This is a genomic window from Ruegeria sp. CL7, assembly GCF_056536445.1.
The window spans coordinates 1,622,783-1,639,003 of sequence record NZ_JBQFPQ010000001.1 but is presented as its reverse complement, the minus strand read 5'-3'; the positions used below and the strand labels follow the sequence as shown (position 1 = coordinate 1,639,003).

Annotated in this window: 20 protein-coding genes and 1 riboswitch; of the genes, 15 read left to right on the top strand and 5 right to left on the bottom strand. The window is 55.2% G+C overall.

All coding sequences use genetic code 11. From position 1 onward, the window contains the following. Positions 1–3: 3 nt before the first annotated feature. From cobW to ACR0LI_RS08235, 3 genes are all read right to left on the bottom strand, one after another. On the bottom strand, positions 4–1,059 hold the full coding sequence (gene cobW / locus ACR0LI_RS08245) for a cobalamin biosynthesis protein CobW (protein ID WP_171231961.1): 1,056 nt from the start codon (positions 1,057–1,059) through the stop codon (positions 4–6). Position 1,060: 1 nt separating this feature from the next. Further along, positions 1,061–1,432: a DUF1636 family protein gene (locus ACR0LI_RS08240; protein WP_171633608.1), complete on the bottom strand. Its 372-nt coding sequence runs from the start codon at positions 1,430–1,432 to the stop codon at positions 1,061–1,063. Between the two features lie 92 nt (positions 1,433–1,524). Further along, positions 1,525–1,731, bottom strand: a riboswitch (cobalamin riboswitch). Between the two features lie 227 nt (positions 1,732–1,958). After that, a complete protein-coding gene (locus ACR0LI_RS08235) occupies positions 1,959–3,815 on the bottom strand; it encodes an SLC13 family permease (RefSeq protein ID WP_171633868.1) in 1,857 nt (618 codons plus the stop codon). 189 nt (positions 3,816–4,004) lie between these two features. Here ACR0LI_RS08235 and ACR0LI_RS08230 point away from each other — a divergent pair, with 189 nt between their 5' ends. The 13 genes from ACR0LI_RS08230 (at position 4,005) to ACR0LI_RS08170 (ending at position 13,683) form a co-directional block, all read left to right on the top strand. Beyond that, entirely contained in the window at positions 4,005–4,388 is a 384-nt protein-coding gene (locus ACR0LI_RS08230; RefSeq protein ID WP_209833597.1) for a hypothetical protein, read from the top strand. Between the two features lie 404 nt (positions 4,389–4,792). After that, positions 4,793–7,072, top strand: coding sequence for a virulence-associated E family protein (locus ACR0LI_RS08225; RefSeq protein ID WP_480718315.1), 2,280 nt, complete (start codon positions 4,793–4,795; stop codon positions 7,070–7,072). Positions 7,073–7,937: 865 nt separating this feature from the next. Continuing rightward, complete coding sequence (locus tag ACR0LI_RS08220) at positions 7,938–8,156, top strand: hypothetical protein (RefSeq protein WP_480718314.1); 219 nt, start codon at positions 7,938–7,940, stop codon at positions 8,154–8,156. 35 nt (positions 8,157–8,191) lie between these two features. Then, a complete protein-coding gene (locus ACR0LI_RS08215; RefSeq protein WP_480718313.1) occupies positions 8,192–8,383 on the top strand; it encodes a hypothetical protein in 192 nt (63 codons plus the stop codon). Then, positions 8,380–8,667: a hypothetical protein gene (locus tag ACR0LI_RS08210; protein WP_480718312.1), complete on the top strand. Its 288-nt coding sequence runs from the start codon at positions 8,380–8,382 to the stop codon at positions 8,665–8,667. Before ACR0LI_RS08215 ends, ACR0LI_RS08210 begins: the two co-directional genes overlap by 4 nt. A gap of 259 nt (positions 8,668–8,926) precedes the next feature. Continuing rightward, entirely contained in the window at positions 8,927–9,454 is a 528-nt protein-coding gene (locus tag ACR0LI_RS08205; protein ID WP_480718311.1) for a hypothetical protein, read from the top strand. Next, positions 9,451–9,876, top strand: a complete 426-nt coding sequence (locus tag ACR0LI_RS08200; RefSeq protein WP_480718310.1) for a hypothetical protein — start codon at positions 9,451–9,453, stop codon at positions 9,874–9,876. Before ACR0LI_RS08205 ends, ACR0LI_RS08200 begins: the two co-directional genes overlap by 4 nt. Beyond that, complete coding sequence (locus ACR0LI_RS08195; RefSeq protein ID WP_480718309.1) at positions 9,876–10,127, top strand: hypothetical protein; 252 nt, start codon at positions 9,876–9,878, stop codon at positions 10,125–10,127. Before ACR0LI_RS08200 ends, ACR0LI_RS08195 begins: the two co-directional genes overlap by 1 nt. Then, the gene (locus ACR0LI_RS08190; RefSeq protein ID WP_480718308.1) at positions 10,127–11,512 is read left to right on the top strand and encodes a hypothetical protein; all 1,386 of its coding nucleotides are present in this window, start codon (positions 10,127–10,129) and stop codon (positions 11,510–11,512) included. The genes ACR0LI_RS08195 and ACR0LI_RS08190 overlap by 1 nt, the downstream gene beginning before the upstream one ends. Position 11,513: 1 nt before the next feature. Beyond that, complete coding sequence (locus tag ACR0LI_RS08185) at positions 11,514–11,765, top strand: hypothetical protein (protein ID WP_480718307.1); 252 nt, start codon at positions 11,514–11,516, stop codon at positions 11,763–11,765. Continuing rightward, entirely contained in the window at positions 11,738–11,905 is a 168-nt protein-coding gene (locus tag ACR0LI_RS08180) for a hypothetical protein (protein ID WP_480718306.1), read from the top strand. Before ACR0LI_RS08185 ends, ACR0LI_RS08180 begins: the two co-directional genes overlap by 28 nt. A 29-nt stretch (positions 11,906–11,934) precedes the next feature. Next, entirely contained in the window at positions 11,935–12,099 is a 165-nt protein-coding gene (locus tag ACR0LI_RS08175) for a hypothetical protein (RefSeq protein ID WP_480718305.1), read from the top strand. Positions 12,100–12,510: 411 nt separating this feature from the next. Further along, entirely contained in the window at positions 12,511–13,683 is a 1,173-nt protein-coding gene (locus ACR0LI_RS08170; RefSeq protein WP_480718304.1) for an AlbA family DNA-binding domain-containing protein, read from the top strand. A 52-nt stretch (positions 13,684–13,735) separates the two neighbouring features. On the opposite strand, the gene ACR0LI_RS08165 is transcribed toward ACR0LI_RS08170, so the two are convergent. Together ACR0LI_RS08165 and ACR0LI_RS08160 are read right to left on the bottom strand one after the other, a co-directional pair. Continuing rightward, the gene (locus tag ACR0LI_RS08165) at positions 13,736–14,329 is read right to left on the bottom strand and encodes a hypothetical protein (RefSeq protein WP_480718303.1); all 594 of its coding nucleotides are present in this window, start codon (positions 14,327–14,329) and stop codon (positions 13,736–13,738) included. 211 nt (positions 14,330–14,540) lie between these two features. After that, entirely contained in the window at positions 14,541–15,146 is a 606-nt protein-coding gene (locus ACR0LI_RS08160) for a thermonuclease family protein (protein ID WP_480718302.1), read from the bottom strand. 184 nt (positions 15,147–15,330) lie between these two features. On the opposite strand from ACR0LI_RS08160, the gene ACR0LI_RS08155 reads away from it, so the two are divergent. Beyond that, a complete protein-coding gene (locus ACR0LI_RS08155; protein WP_480694297.1) occupies positions 15,331–15,693 on the top strand; it encodes a hypothetical protein in 363 nt (120 codons plus the stop codon). A gap of 83 nt (positions 15,694–15,776) precedes the next feature. Further along, entirely contained in the window at positions 15,777–16,139 is a 363-nt protein-coding gene (locus tag ACR0LI_RS08150; RefSeq protein ID WP_480718301.1) for a hypothetical protein, read from the top strand. The last annotated feature ends 82 nt before the right edge of the window (positions 16,140–16,221 follow it).

The window sequence follows — 16,221 nt, the reverse complement described above, 5'->3', positions numbered from 1 at the left end:
GGCTTACTCGGCGGCCTCACGCACACCCACGAGGATTTCGCGGATTTCCGCCTCTTTGATATCGTCATGCTCGGCGATGACGACCAGACGCGAACGGCGTTCTTCACCGGGTTCCCACGGGCGGTCATACTGGTGACGCACGCGGGCACCCACTGCCTGGACCAGCAGGCGCATGGGTTTGCCCTGAACGGCGGCATACCCTTTGACGCGCAGGATGTTCAGTTCATTGGCCAGGCGTTCGATATTGGCGACCAGTTGGGCCGGATCGGTCTGCTCGGGCAGCTCGACGATGATGCTTTCGAAATCGTCATGCTCGTGATCGTGATGGCCGTCGTGATGCGAGGGTCGGGCGTCCATGTCATCCTCGGCGGCGGCTTCCAGACCCAGCACAACGCGCACGTCCACGGCACCTTCGGCCACTTCGACGACGGGCAGGGGGCGCGGCGCCTCGGCGGCGATGATCTCGCGCGCTTTGGCCACGCCTTCGGGGCCGGCGAGGTCGGGCTTGGTCAGCAGGATGATGTCAGCGCAGGAGATCTGATCCTCGAACACCTCGGACAGGGGCGTTTCGTGGTCGATCGAGTCATCGGCCATGCGCTGCGCATCCACTGCTTCGACATTGGGCGCGAAGCGGCCTGCGGCCACGGCCTCGGCATCGGCCAGGGCGATCACGCCGTCGACGGTGATCTTCGAGCGGATGTCAGGCCAGTCGAATGCCTTGAGCAGCGGTTTCGGCAGGGCCAGACCGCTGGTTTCGATCAGGATGTGATCCGGGCGTGGCTCCAACGCCATCAGGGCCTCGATGGTGGGAATGAAATCATCTGCCACGGTGCAACAGATGCAGCCATTGGCCAGTTCCATGATGTTTTCCGCCGGGCAATCAGGAATGGCGCAGGATTTCAGGATGTCGCCATCGACGCCTACATCGCCGAACTCGTTGACCACGACAGCAAGGCGCTTGCCCTGTGGGTTCTGCATCAGGTGACGCACCAAAGTGGTCTTGCCCGAGCCCAGAAAGCCGGTGATCACTGTGACGGGGAGTTTTTCGAGGTTCGACATGTCAGGCTCCAATGGGGGGAATGCGCGAGGCACAGTTCTTGCGAAAATGTTCGGGGCGTTCGCGCCATTTCACCAAACCATCTTCGGTGGCCAGATACTTGGTCGCGCCGTCGACGATGACGTCGACATGATCTGTTTCGTTCAGGTTTTCATACACGAAGGTCCAGCGGCCCGGCCCGCGCAACACGATCGAACAGCCTTGATCACAGTTTGACAGGCATTCAACGGCTTTCAGGGTGACACCGTCGGGCAGGTCCGCCTGTTCCAGAGCCTTGTGTAACAAAGCGCCCGGGCGTTGCGTGTCATCTTCCACAGGCAGGCCGCGACGGCAGGTGGTACAGACCAGCAACTCGACTGGTGCGGTATCGGTCATGTCTCTCATCCCCCCAAATCCTCTTCGCGGGGGACGGGGTTTCATGCGGGCCACGAATGGTCATGGACCCGACACCGGAACACCCCGCCCGGTTTCAACTTCGGTTGTTGGCAGGTCTCCCGGCTTGCGGATGCCAGAGGCGGGCCTCTGTCGGATGTCCCGCCTTCCCGGCTTTCGGGCCAGTGGCATTGGGCATCCTCTCCGTTCACGGTCGCGGGGGCGGCTGCGTTTGGCGGCAAGACCGTTGACGCATTCCCTTTTCATCGGCTGTCACCGACACCAACGAAAGGGACATGCGGCACCGCTGGCCTGCTTGTCAAGCGAGTCGCGCGCAACAATGATGCAGAGGCATGGAAAGCGACCTGTGGGCGTCGATGGGCGGCATGGCGTGCCGGGACCCAGCCTGAGATGGGCCGGGCGACGAACAGTATGTTAGCAAGGGGCGTAGACTATGGTGAACGAGTGCCTTGACTGAACCTGTCCCGATGATGGGAAAAGACCACCGAACACCGCAGATCCTCTTGCGCTAATAGATGACGTTGATCATGAGCAGGGAGACGACCAGAAACAGCGCCGTCATTATTCCGCCGGAGCGGACGAAATCCATCACCTTGTATCCGGCCGGACCCATGATCAACGCGTTTACCTGATGGGTTGGGATGATGAAGCTGTTCGAGGTCGATATGGCGACCGTCAGGGCAAAGACGGCCGGGTTTCCACCCGCCGCCACCGCAATCGATACTGCCAGAGGCACCAGCAGGACCGTGGCCCCCACGTTGGACATGACCAAAGAAAAGGCCGTCGCCAGAATGGCGATGCCGGTTTGCAACGACCAGAGCGGCCAGCCGTCCAGAATTATCATGATCTGCTGGGCGATCCACGCGGCCGTGCCTGTGTTCTGCACGGCTTGTCCCAAAGGTATGAGGCAGGCGAGCAGGAATACGGTGTTCCATCCGACCGCGCGGTACGCCTCGTCCACGCTGAGCACACGGGTCAGCATCATGCCCACCGCGCCGGTAAGAAGACAGAGTGAAAGCCGGACGTCCGTGAACAGGATCAACGACAGCGAAATGGCGAAGAATGCCAGGGCCCAGCCGACTTTTTGCGGCCTCAGCTCGTCCTGAGGAAAGTCTGTCGTCACAACGACGAAATCCGGATCTCGTTTGATCCGCATCAGGTTGTCCCATCTGGTATGGGCCACAAGCATGTCGCCCGCCTGAAACTTTTCGAGCCCGATCTGCGTGGATTCGTGATCCTCGGTCTCGACATGGCTCAGCGTCTCTTCGCCGCGGTGAATGGCCAGCAGCGACATCCCGTAGGTCTTGCGAAACAAAAGCTCGCGGGGGCATTTGCCGATCAGCTTGCTGTCAGGCGTGATGACCACCTCGGCCACGCCTGCATTGGTTGGGGCGAACTCTTCGACGAAAATGTCCAAGTCCGGAAGAACGGTCAGCCCGTATTTCTCGGCGAACTTCTCGACCTCCCAACGGCGGCCGACGATGGCCAGCCGACACGGCGCTGCAATTTCCGCTGTCAAAACCTGAACCATCGAGGTTTTGCCGCGATAGAAGGTTGAAATGATGTACAGGTGGTTTTCGTGGTTGATGTCGGCCAGAATCTCGCCGACCAGGGGGCTGTCCTCGGGCACCACGACTTCGAACACATCAGCTTTGAGGCCATAGACCCTTTGCAGGTATTCCTGTGTCCCTTGTCCGGTACCCGTATTGTCAGGTCCTTCAGCCTCGGGCAAAACCCAGCGTCCCAACAGCAGAAAGTAACCAATTCCCGTCAGGATCAGAACCGCACCGATCGGCGTGACCGAGAACAGGCCGAAGGGCTCCATTTTCTGAGAGGCCGGCAGACTGTCATTTGCCGTCAGGATCAGATCGTTCAGCAGGATAAGAGGAGACGACCCGACCATCGTCATTGTGCCGCCCAAAATGGCGCAGAATCCCATTGGCATGAGCAGGCGCGACAGCGGTATGCCTGACCGTGTGGAAATTCGGCTGACAACCGGCAGAAACAGAGCAGCGGCGCCGACATTCTGCATGAACGAGGATATGACGCCAACGGTGCCGGAAATAATTGGTACAACCCTGCCTTCGGATTTGCCGCCGTATTTGAGTATGACGGCAGCCACCTTGTTCATGATCCCCGTCTTGTCCAGACCGGCCCCGACGATCATGACCGCAATGATCGAGATGACGGCATTGGATGCGAAGCCGTCGAACAGAAGGGTGACATCCGCCAGATTTTCCAGCCCGGGCGCGTAGCTGAGCAAGCCTATGAGAACCAGAACCAATATGGCGGAAAGGTCGATCCTTATGATCTCGGAAACGAACAGAAAAACGGTGAAAGCCAGAAGGGTGCAAACGACCCCCATCTCGAAGGTAAAGGCAATATGTTCCACAATACGTCCAGAACTTTTTCTTTGTTAGAGTCCTAGTTCATCCCTCCTGACTTGTCATGAAGTTTCGTTTTTCGGCGATGTTGAGACATAATGTTGCTCAATGGTTGCTGTGGGAGCAGTGCTTTCGGGAACCCCGTTTGACGAACACGTCAGAAAGAAGGATTGACCAAATTGCATGAAGAAACCAGCACGTTTCGTACCGGCGCGATGCCGTTCCAACAAGGTCGAAGCAGCACAGGTAATGGCAAGTCAATTCCAGCCACGAACAACAGACAATCCGACAGCTTTGTTTGCAGTACCATTCTGCCGCCGCCTGAACCGGGCAAAGGGCCGGCTTGGCCGTCCCTGATCGCAAACTGCCCACAAGAATGGTTTACACCTAAACGGGCCGGACAAATAATTCAGGTCACCAATTCTGATCATTTCGAGGTGAAGATGCCAAGGAAGTACGGCGGGGTGTTGCCTAAACGCAAGCTGGCGGCATATGCCCAGAATGCTCGCAGTCGGATGGAACAGAACAAGATCGCAACACGAAAAATCCAATAGTTGGTTGGATATTGAACCTCGAGGAGGAAAAAGTATCGCAAGTCGTTGGAGGTATTGGAGGCGAGTACCGGAATCGAACCGGTGTACACGGATTTGCAATTTTTGCTGCGTCGTGTTCACGGATACCCAACTTTTCGGCAATCAACGCGTCAACGCGCTGCTGGATCAGAGCATCTAAGTCCATTTGATTTTTCCTAATCTAGCTAATCTCAAGTCTGCATATAGCATTGTTTTTATAGGATTTTTTGCCTTGCTCGGCAATCCGGTTTTACCAATGATGGAAGGGCTGACGGTGGTGGGCGAGAGTCCAAACTGACGCGATCCGACGGCAAAGAAAAACCCGCTGCGTGTGCTGCGCAGCGGGCCGAAATCGTAACCCTGTTTTGCCGAAAGGGTCGTCAGATATGAACGACATTATACAATCTCAGATCAGCCCGCAACAAAGCTACACATGGCATGCACATGCGCTGTCATTAGGGCTGACCGACACGATACCGGTCATGCCGCCATGGGCCGAACTGCACGAACACAGCAAGGTCGATCCGAAGGCACGCGGCAAGGTGCCGTGCGACTTCTACGGTGGCGCGTTCGATGGCATGGGAAGCTGGCCCAGCTATCAAATGGACGCCGTAAAGGTGGCACGCTGGGACCAGCACGGAACCAACGTCGGTCTGAAGATGGGTCACAACTGGTGTGGTCTGGATGTCGACATAACCGACGATGTGACCGCACAGGCCATGTTGAACCGTGTGAATGAATTGGGCGGGGATTCTTATTTCATCCGATGGGGTGCGGTGCCGAAATTCTTTGTCCTGTTTCGGATCGCACCGGGCGAAACGATCCGCCGCAAGCAGTACCCGATCAAGCGTGAGGGCGAAACGCAACGGGTCGAAGTCATGGGGCTGACAGCCCGTGAACAGCCCACACAGGCCGTGATCTTTGGTGTCCATCCGTCGGGCAGTGAATACCAGTGGAACCGCTGGCCGCAGGCCGATCAGGTGCAGACGTGTACGCTGGCACAGATGGACATGCTGGTCGAAGAAATGCTGAAGGTGGCCGAGTCACGCGGCTGGACCAGAGGCAAAGCCACCAACGTCCACCAGATGAATGACGGCATATCCCGCCACGGTGCGCAGCCAGCCGACCAGAGCCTGTTCGAACCGGTCTGCGATCTGATCCCCAATGATGACCTTGAATATGATGAATGGATCGCTGTGGCCTATGCGATGAAAAACGCGATGGGGGATGCGGCGTGGCCCGTGTTCGCCAAGTGGTCAGCAAAGGCACCAAAGGACGATCCGAAGTTTACGCAGCGGACGTGGCAGGGCTTCAAGCCTGACGGTGGGAACGGCTTTGGTAAACTGGTGTTTCTGGCCCGTCATGCGTGTGGTGGACAGCTACCTGGAAATTTGGACGGACAGGTCCGCAACGCGGCACGATTGGCCGAAGCAAGTAAGGCTGGAATGCCGATGGCGGCACCGACAATTGCCGTTACAGATCAGCAGCACGTGGAAGACTACGCGTACGACAGCAACGGGAATCTGGTCCCGAACATGCACAACGTCTATGCGTATCTGATCAATCAGGATCACTGGCGCGAACGGCTGTACTATGACGCGTTCACCAACCGATACATGATCGTGGATAACGGCAGGCACCGGGAACTGACGGATGACAATTACATTGCGATACGGTCATGGTTTCAGCGGCACGTGTTCGCCAAGATCGGCAAGGCGGATGTGATCGACGCCGTGGAACTGGCCGCGAAAAGCAACACCCGTGAACCTGTCCAAGATTATCTGAGCGGGGTGCAATGGGACGGGGTGCCACGCATCGGATCGTGGCTGACCCAATACTGCGGCGTCACCAGCCAAGACCTGACCCACCTGACCTATATCAATGCCGTGGGCCGCAAGTGGCTGATCAGTGCCATTGCACGGGCGATGGAACCCGGCTGTCAGGCTGACTATTGCCTGATCTTTGAAGGTCCACAGGGACGCGGTAAATCGTCCGCCCTGCGCGCCTTGGTACCGCACAAGGAATGGTTCAGCGACAGCTTGCCCGACTTCCACCAGAAGGACGCCGCAGAACATCTGGACGGGGTGTGGATCGTTGAAATGGCAGAACTGACCAGCGTGTACCGATCCGAACTGGAAAGCATGCGGTCATTCATCACGCGCCGTGTGGAACGCTACCGTGAAGCCTATGGCCGCAGAACTGGCAGCAGACCACGACGCTGCGTTTTTGCCGGATCGACCAACCGCAACGATTACCTGAAGGATCACGCAGGCGAACGCCGTTTCTGGATCGTCCAGACAGACGGCCAGTTTCGGATCGCTGATTTGAAGGACGTGCGCGATCAGCTTTGGGCCGAAGCGTTTGCTGCGTACCAGAGCGGCGAACAGTGGTATCTGGACCCAGCTATCGAAGCGATTGCCACACAGGTACAGAAACAACGTGTGGCTGCTCATCCGTGGATGGACACTCTGGCCAGCCTGTTGGCCCAGCGTATACAGACAACCGTTGGTGAATGTTTCGCCCTGATGGGTATGGCTGTGAAGGATCAGACGCCACGCAAGCAGCAAGAAATGATCGCATGTCTGGAAGGTTTGGGGTTCTACAGTAAGGGTCGCCAATGGTCTGGTGCGCACCGTGGAAAGGTCGTTTATGAGCGCACGTCGTGATGTGCATTTGCACGTCGTAATTCGGGTATAAAATTCCAAACATATGCCATGCACGTCAGCACGTCTAGATTCCATTGGAGGAAAACGGGTTCTACTATCTAATAATATCAAAGGTTTATAGCTTAGGAATTTGGCTATAGGTGTGATTTAGACGAGCAACGTGCATCTAGACGTGCAAGCGTTTTTAACCTCTATTGGATTACGACGTGCATGACGTGCAAAGGGGTCCAAATCGGGGCATATACCAATCCAACTATACCCCAAATCCCCTAGTCAAACGCCTATATGTTTTGGCAACAGCGACGGACAGAACGGTAGGCCCGACAAGCAGCGGCACCATCACGGATCGAAAGAGGGTATAGACGTTACGCTATAGGTTACGTGATCTGATGTGATCTGTTGTGTTGGTTGATTTGTCACGTGTGTTGCGTGCGATCCGATGCCGTGACGCTGCGTGTGTTGGCGACGGTGATCGTCAAACGGTGGGGAGGGCATCACCAAACATAGTTCGAGGGTGGTCCACCGCGCGGGGGAGTGAATCTTTAGAACTAACGGCAAAAATGCCTTTCGGTAAAAAGCTATAAAAACCGGTCTAAAAGTTGCGTTGACGCAATGTTTCAGCCGTTCAATTACGCTGGATTTCACCAAATCAGAGCGGATCACACCGGATCACGTCAAATGTGTACTCGAATACACAAATCGGCAGTCAACTGCCGGTACCGACCCGGCAAATGCGCAATCGGTTGCGAATATCCACCCGCCAAATACGAAGTCGACTTCCGATTTGAAAGAGTCTTGCCGAAACCCGATGGGGTGCTAGGATACCCCATCACGCGCCTGTCCCGGCGTGTCCTTGGTGGTGAGTATGCGCGAAGATTTGGCCGAAATCGTACGTGACGCAAAAGTGTCCAGCATGATCAAACACGCGCGGCGTTGCATCGCCCGACACACCGGCCAACCGACCACCTATCACCGTGACGGAACAACGCACGAAATCACCAGCGGTGGGGGATACCTGCTGGTGGCACCAGACAGCAAATCCAGCAAACACATCTTGCAACAATGGACCGAAGCCAATGGGTAGACGACGACGCCCGCCAAAACGTGAAAGGCAAGCCAATGCGCGATCTTAAGGCCGAAGCATGCGCGAACCTGTGGGCCGCAGTGATAGCGGAACACATCAAACAGGCGGAAAAGGGCAGCGAGGAAAGCAAGATATTTCTGAGCCGCGACGGTTTGGCGGTGGCCGCGATGATGGGCATTGACGTTCGGACCTACTGGTCAGGCGTCCGCGATCTGGCGTTGTCGTGACCCTGCTTGAGCAATTCGCCGCAGCCGAGAACGCCGCAATGCTGGAAGTGATGCGCGACAATCGCGGCGTACAGGGCCGCACGTTCAAAGCGCACGGCACGATGGACCCGCAAGGCAATCCCGTGCTGGAACGTCGGGCCAAACGCGTCTGTGATGCCTGTGGCCAGATCGTGCCGCTGGATAGGATCGGCCATTTCGGTCGGGGCAATTATTTCTGTGGCGATGACGACTGTCTGGCCGCTCTGAAGCGTTGGAATCGCTGGACCCGGCAAACCAAACTTTGACGATTAGGTTTGCTAACAGTAGCAAACCGATTTTCACGATTAGGTTTGCTCAACTGAGCAAACCGACCGCCAAACTTTGACGATCCGTCTTGGACTCCGGTGCAAAACGACCGCCACCTGGTAACTATATCTGGTAGCATATAGAATTAACTCTATACCCTAAGCATCAATAAAATAAGGTTTTTATCGTACCAGAAATATGGACTCAACACCATATGTGGTGCCATGCTGCGTCCCGACCCTAATAGGACCGCAGCCGATGCTAACAGTACACACAGCAGCAGATCACACCCGCAGATTGGTGAAGGATCAAGGCTATACGCGGTCCCGTCTTCACCAGATCAGCAAGGCCGAAGAAACCGGCACAAAAGGTGCGTGCGCTGAACGGCTGAAGATCACCGCCTACCTGCAAAAAGATATTACGCGGGCAGAACGGTCCATCAGTGACACCCGTGCGGCGTCAATACGGTACCAACGCGCCGCCAGCATCCTGCGTGGTGGGCAATCCGTATCTGACGACCCGTTACACAAGCAATGTGCCGATCTGGCGCGGATGAATGCTGAATCCGTTCAGCATTTGGCTGACCAACTGGATCGCATCGCCAAGCAAGCGAACGACGCAGCCGAACGGGCCGCAGATCGGCTGGCCAAGGCCGACATGGACCTGCGGACGACAGCCGCACTGGCCGCGTATCTGGCCAAGCTGGCTGACCGCAATTTCAAATCCGACAAACAGACCGAACGGCTGCGACAGTCGTATCTTGCATTCAAAAGGGCTGCAGCATGAGCAACCCGTTTCGACAGACCGACCAGCAGAACCCGTACGACCTGCCCGGTGGACCGGCGTTCAACAAAGGCGCACCGCAACAGTCGGATCACGCGGTCCTGTACGACGCAGCGGCCAAGACAGCCAGCCCAGCCGGTGCCGCACTGATCGACGCCATGATGGCGCAGCTACGGGCCGAACAGACCAAGCAACAGGACGCCACGGCCCGTGTGATCGCCAAGACGATCCGGCCATTGCTGGATCGGATCGACACGCTGGAAAAGGCGTTGGATGTGAAGCGGGATAACATCGCCAAGTCGGTCCAAGCCGAGATTGACGGATTTATGGGCCAGACGGATGACGACGCACCGCTGGACGAAGCCCGTCTGGATGCAATGGCGCAGGCACACTTCAAATCCATGCGCGAACGGGGGATTGGCTGATGGCACAGGCACCAATGGACGTGCAACGCGTCATGACCGAACTGCCCCGCCAGATCAAACGCACCCGCGCCAGGATGGTGGGCGAACTGCTGATGGAAGGCAAAAGCACATCTGAGGCCAAACGGATCAGCGACCAGACGCACAAGCGGGTGTACAAAAACTGGCTGCGTGAATTTGCGGATGAACACTACCACCGGCCCGGTCTGGTGGACGCCGCCGAACGAACTTTGAAACGCGAAGGAGTCCTGTGATGAATGCAGCACACGCGAATACCCGCCGCCACGACAGCGACGACAAAGCGGCCCAAATTCTGATGCAAGAGACCAAGGCCGCAGCGTTTGACGATGCACTGGCCGTGGCCAAAGAAGCACCGAAGATCGCCCGCGAACATGCGGCCCTGAAAGCCGAAAACGCGGCCCTGAAGGCGCAGGCGGATCGCCCGGTCCATGTGACGGTCAGGCAGCCCGCACCAGCCGTGACCAAAGGCACCCAGCCCATCGACCCGGTGCTGGCCGTTGGGTCCGCTGCGGTGGCTGAATTTCTGCGGTTTACCCGTCAGGTGCCGGTTGCTGACACGATGGAAAAACTGCATCCCGGCGACCGGGGCAAACTGAGACGCACAGCGGCCAAATCCCTGCTGGTCAAATCATCCACCAACCCGGCTGAAACGGCAAACGGGCAATGGGCCGCTGATCTGGTTAACAGCGATCACAAGGGCTGGGTCAGCGGATTGGAAACCGTGTCGATCTACGGCGCGATTGTGGCGGCTGGTGGCCGACCGCTGCCGATGGGCGATAACCAGAATATCAACTACGCGATGCGCGGTGCCACCGACAATGGATCAATGGCCGCGTCTTTCGTTGGTGAGAAAGCCACGATCCCGGTCAAACAGGGAATGTTTGCAAGCCAGATGTTCGGTCGGAAAAAGGCCGGTTTGATCACGGTGGCCAGCAACGAACTTTGGTCCACTGCGGTCGAAGATTTGCGCACGATCCTGCTGGAAATGATCACCGAAGATACCGGCGTGATGCTGGACAGTGTGATCCTTGATCCGACGTTGGCGGCACAGGCGAACATCCGCCCTGCAAGCCCGTGGTTCAACGCACCGAACCAAGCGTCAGGTGGTACCGATCTGGATTCCATCTTGGCTGATATTGCTTGGCTGGTCGCGCAAATCGACCGCCCGCAGAACCCGCTGCTGATCATCGGCACCGCACGCGAACTGCGGCTGAAGGTGGTGCGCGATCAATTCGGCTGGGTGTTCCGTGACGAAATGGACCGGGGAACGATCCTTGGCATTCCGTACGTGGCAAGCGTCAGCGTGCCGACCGATCAGGTCTATATCATCGACGCGCGGGATTTCGTCCACTGGACGCCACCGGTCGAAATCGACATGAGCCAGACCGCGACCCTTGCGATGGCCGACGATGACGGAACCGACCCGACGATGGCCGCAACCAACGCGATCACCGATCCGGGTTCGATCCATGTGTCTGATGCGGCTGGTACCACACCGCCAACGCAAGTGCGCGGCATGTACCAGACCGACAGCACCGCACTGCGCGTGATCCAACCGATTGAATGGGGAACGATCCGCAGCGGTCGCACGGCGTATCTGAACACGGTGGCTTGGTAAGATGTTCGAACCAACCAACGCCCCGAACCTGTTGCTGGCCATTGATCGTGATGGCCAGCACCGGCTGTGCGCAGCCGTACAGGATCGCAGAACCCGTCAGGTGATCGCCACAGCCGTGGAACGTACCGTCACGTTGCACAAGCCGCGTACGGACGTTCTGGCCGATCAGGTGGCACTGGCTCTGGCCCCGTTCATGGCCCGATTGGATAGCGAAGGAGTTGCAGCATGTTTGTTACAGACCCGAACGGGCTGAAGGGCATCCGCCAAAGCCGGTACGATGCCGGTTTGATGACCAACGATTACAACAAAACCCCAACACCGCCCGACAACGACAAGCTGTTCACGCCCTCGCACGAACGGACAACCCGAAAGGACTCGGACGATGGACAGTGATCTGACACAGAGAGGAAGGAGCCTAAAGGATGCCCTTTGATATTTCGAAACCTAAGCGCAAACCTGAAGACCTGAAGAAACTGGTGCGGGTCGGGTTGATCAACAAAATGGTCAAGATTTTGGGCCGAGAACCTGACGAACGCGAACTGGCACTGCTGGACAACGCGCTGAAGGATTGGGAACCGCCCCAATGAACAAACTAAGTCGGTTGCATTTCATCACCTGGTGAAAGCACTTGCTCAAAACTCTACTGCGATGGCATGGCTTAGCTGGCGGTAGTGTCTTCGAGCCGACTCGCACAGCCTAGGGCGTGAGTTGGGCGGGCGTCATCAGTCATAGTTGAAACTTCCTACTGTGGATTGATTGCCTTAGTAGATCAAACATGTGTACGGAGTTAACCACACTTCGGACATTCGCTGCATCAGCAACCTTCTTGGTCCATTGCGCCCATTTAAACAGCGCGTCAGAACCAACTCAGGCGAAGTCCAATTGCCTCTCGGCCGGAAAATGAGTCGGCATGTTGACAAAAACACTCTGGCTATAAGATCAACCGCATGATTTAAAACGCTTATTCAATCTCGAAATAACTAAAAATCGGAACCTCTATGCTTATCGGAAAGAACTTCGACGATATAGACGCAACAACAGTTCAGACTCTCATCGAAGCAGGAGCTACCGAATCCATCTACTTAGAATTCAAGAGAGATACATACGGAGGCACAGACGCCGATAAGAGGGAGTTCTTAAAGGACGTAAGCGCCTTTTCGAACTGCTTGGGCGGTCACATGATCATTGGTGTCAGGGAAGAAGATGGCGCAGCGGCAAGCGTATCCCCGATCAAAGGTGTAGACATAGATGCAGAGCTACTTCGCCTTGATGGCATTATCCGTACTGCTATTGAGCCGAAACTCGTAGGTTTTCTCATGAAGAGCATCGAAGTCGATGATGGGCACGTAATAGCAATCCAAATACCTCGAAGTTACAATCCTCCTCACCGTGTAATTTTCAAAAATTGGAACCGTTTCTTTTCAAGGAATGCTGCTGGCACTTATGAGTTGTCACTTGAAGAACTGCGGATGCAGTTTGGTGAGCAACGGACGATAGAAGAGCGGGCAAAATCATTTTGCAATGAACGTTTCCTAAGGATTGAAGCGAACGATGGCATGGTTCCTAATCCTGCTACAGATAGCGCTATGGTTATGCATCTAATTCCTTTGTCAGATTTTGGTGCAGACCGCCGAATTGATATGGCAACTTTGAAAGAGCATTCATCGTGCTTTAGACCGATTGGTACATATGGATCATCCGGGCGGTTCAACCTTGAGGGGTTTAGAGTTGATAGCGGAGGAAGTGTTTGCACTGGCTATACACAGATATTTCGAAACGGCTCTGTTGAAGCCGTAAGTTTTGATTCAATCTCTAGCCGTAATTCAGAGCGTCTGATACCTTCTATGGCACTGCCCACTTACCTCACAAATTCTTTGAACTCATATATGGAGGGCATGAGGAAAATTGATGCCTCGCCACCCTTTCTGATAAAAATTTCGTTTTCTAATATGGCTGGTGTTGGATTAGCGGTCGATCCTTCAAGAGCGTTCGAGATGACGCATGAATACGAACGTGATACTCTGTCTTTACCTCCATCTTTGATCTCAGAATATGAAAATTCCGACAACTATGAACCCGTTGTAGCCGAGCAGATGGATTTTCTCTGGAATGCTTATGGATATGAAAGATGCTTCTATTATGACGAAGCCGGTAAGTGGATTGCCAAATAGTGCGCAAGACAGTGTTTATAATAGTCGCCATTTGCGCGGAAGCCGGTGCATGTCAGCCTTCTTGCAGATTGTTGTTGGCATATTCTTGCGACAATGCGTCAATCTTGCCTATCAGTACTGAAGCTAGAGCTATGTACTCCTGTGCTTGTTCAGGCGTGGCGACGTAAGTTTCACCGTGGGTGACCTTGTTTCGGAGAAGTCTTAAATCTCGGAAAATCTTGATTTCCCGCTTGTTGAGCACTCCGGAGGAGTCAAGCAACTTCTCAATTAGTCGGTATGGTGCAGCAACTTTGTAGTCTACGCGAGTACCGCGTGCCTTGATGAGTGCTTTAGATGATTGTTCAATTTGACGAAACGCCTCGACAATTGCGGCGTTTGGCGAAATCTCCGATATCTGTAGTAAGTCTTGTTCGAAATCTTGGGCAACCTCTTCATCTTGAATGTCGCCAAGATCGCTGCCCTTAATTTCGTGTTCAATTTTCTCCAAGCCACGGTCAAATTCAGCTTCCAGTTCTTTGTATTTGATCCGTTGTAGGCGAGGAATTGCCTCCACAAGCTGCTCTTTGAACAACACCAAAGCGACAATGGCCACTGTCGGCCATGCCAAGGATGATGCAATCGACGAAAAAAATTCTAGCCAAGTCATAGTGTTAAACTCAATTTTTTTATCGCTTTTACCGCAGTGATGCTGATGTTCGCAATGAGAAAGAGTCTACTCTATAGATCGCCAACGTACACTTTTCTCGCCCCACAAAGGACTAGTCAGAAGGGGGCAATCCGAAGGCCGCAACCGCAGCAGTTATCTAGAACGGTAATGGCAACAGGGTTCAAACTGCTCTCAATCGGCATAGGCCAACCTAGCAATTCCCAGCTCGAACAATCCTCGCCCTCGCTTCCGGCGTTTCCAAACGGTTGTATCGGCCACCTGAGTACCGGCGGCAGTCCAGCGCATGTCCGGCAGCGATTGAGGCCGCGCCTACGTCTTCCCCATCTACGTAGCAAACACCCACCCAGCGGTCGTAGGTGCGTTCACCGTTCAGTTTGCAGGTGACGGTCTCGCCGCGCAGATGATCCGTCATCCACTGCTTTGCAGCTTTCCCGGCGCTTGTACTTAATTCCGGCCCATCTACGCCGTTCAGCCTTACCGGAACGCCCTGAACGACGATGGTGTCTACGTCTCGGACTCTGGCGATACCTTCCACTGTGCGCAGGTCGGATTGTTCCGGACCGAAGCTAGTCAGAAAGACCGCGACACCGATTAGCGCGGCTATCCAGGCTACAACCGACCACTTTGGTGATAGTGAACGCGGCAACTTGAGCCACGATCTGCGGCGTAACGGAATGACGTTACCTGTATAACGGTGGGCAGAAAAAAAGTGACGTGCAGAGCCGATCAGCGAAATGACCAGAATGAGACCGATGACAGCCGCAAGTATCAGAGCGGGGTTCTCAAAATCGGGCAAAACGGTTTCTCGGCTTCTTGTTCATCTGAAAAATGCCATCACCTGGTAGTATACATAACGAAATCTGCATGTTTTTTTGGAGCGAAGTCAAATTCCGTTAACTCTCGGTTTTTTTGGCAGAAATTCGCAAGAAAGTTTTGGGTTCTCTTCCTAGCTCTGATTTGAAGGAAAGGAGAACTAAGCGATGAAGATCAAGAAGACAATTCCAGTTTTGGGCGTGTGTGGGACTCTGTTCACATCTGCCTGCGCACAACAGCCGGGGTCAATAACTCCAGTTTCTATGGGCGACACTTACAGTGAAGTATCGTGTTCCCGCGCCGCAAACCTGTACAAACAGGAGTCGGCAAAAGTTCCAACATTGGTGGCCGCACAGAAGAATGCCGTAACGGGCGATGCGTTGGGCGTTTTCTTGATTGGTGTGCCGGTCTCAAGCCTCTCCGGCGCCGACTTGGAAGGCGAAATTGCCGCTACAAAAGGAAAGCTAATCGCTTTGGCCGGTCGCCTTGAAGCATGCGGTACGTCGCCTGCTGCCGTGGCGTGGGGTTAAGCAGCGTATCACCGGAATTTACAAACCGGAACATGACCCGCTCATCCACAACCGGTGAAGGGAAATCAAAGAAAAAGTAACAGATGCAAGGTACGAACGTTTTGAAACCAACAGCACATAGATTTACCCGTAAGCCGTTTGCGTGGACCGTCGATGTGGAGGGGATCGGTACTGTGCCGGTCTTTCACAAGCGTCACCGCATTGGAATGCGCTATCACCACATCGCTAAAGACGCGGCCCGGTTCGGCACGCAGATGGATGCGCTGGAGGCCACTGGCTGCATGATATTGCAATTGGATGAGTCCGACGACGATCTGAAGTGTCTTGGCTACGTTGGCGGGGCCAGCTCAACCGCAGCCCGAGCGACCGTGTTCACCGTGGGCAACGCTATGATCGACCGTGATGCGCTGGCTGTGAGTTTCAATGTAGTCGGCTTGGTTGGCTGAAAAAAACGAAACGCGAAGAATGACCAAGAGTATTCAAGTCGGTGATTTGGTTCGTAACATCAAACCCTGCGGTCGTGGTATA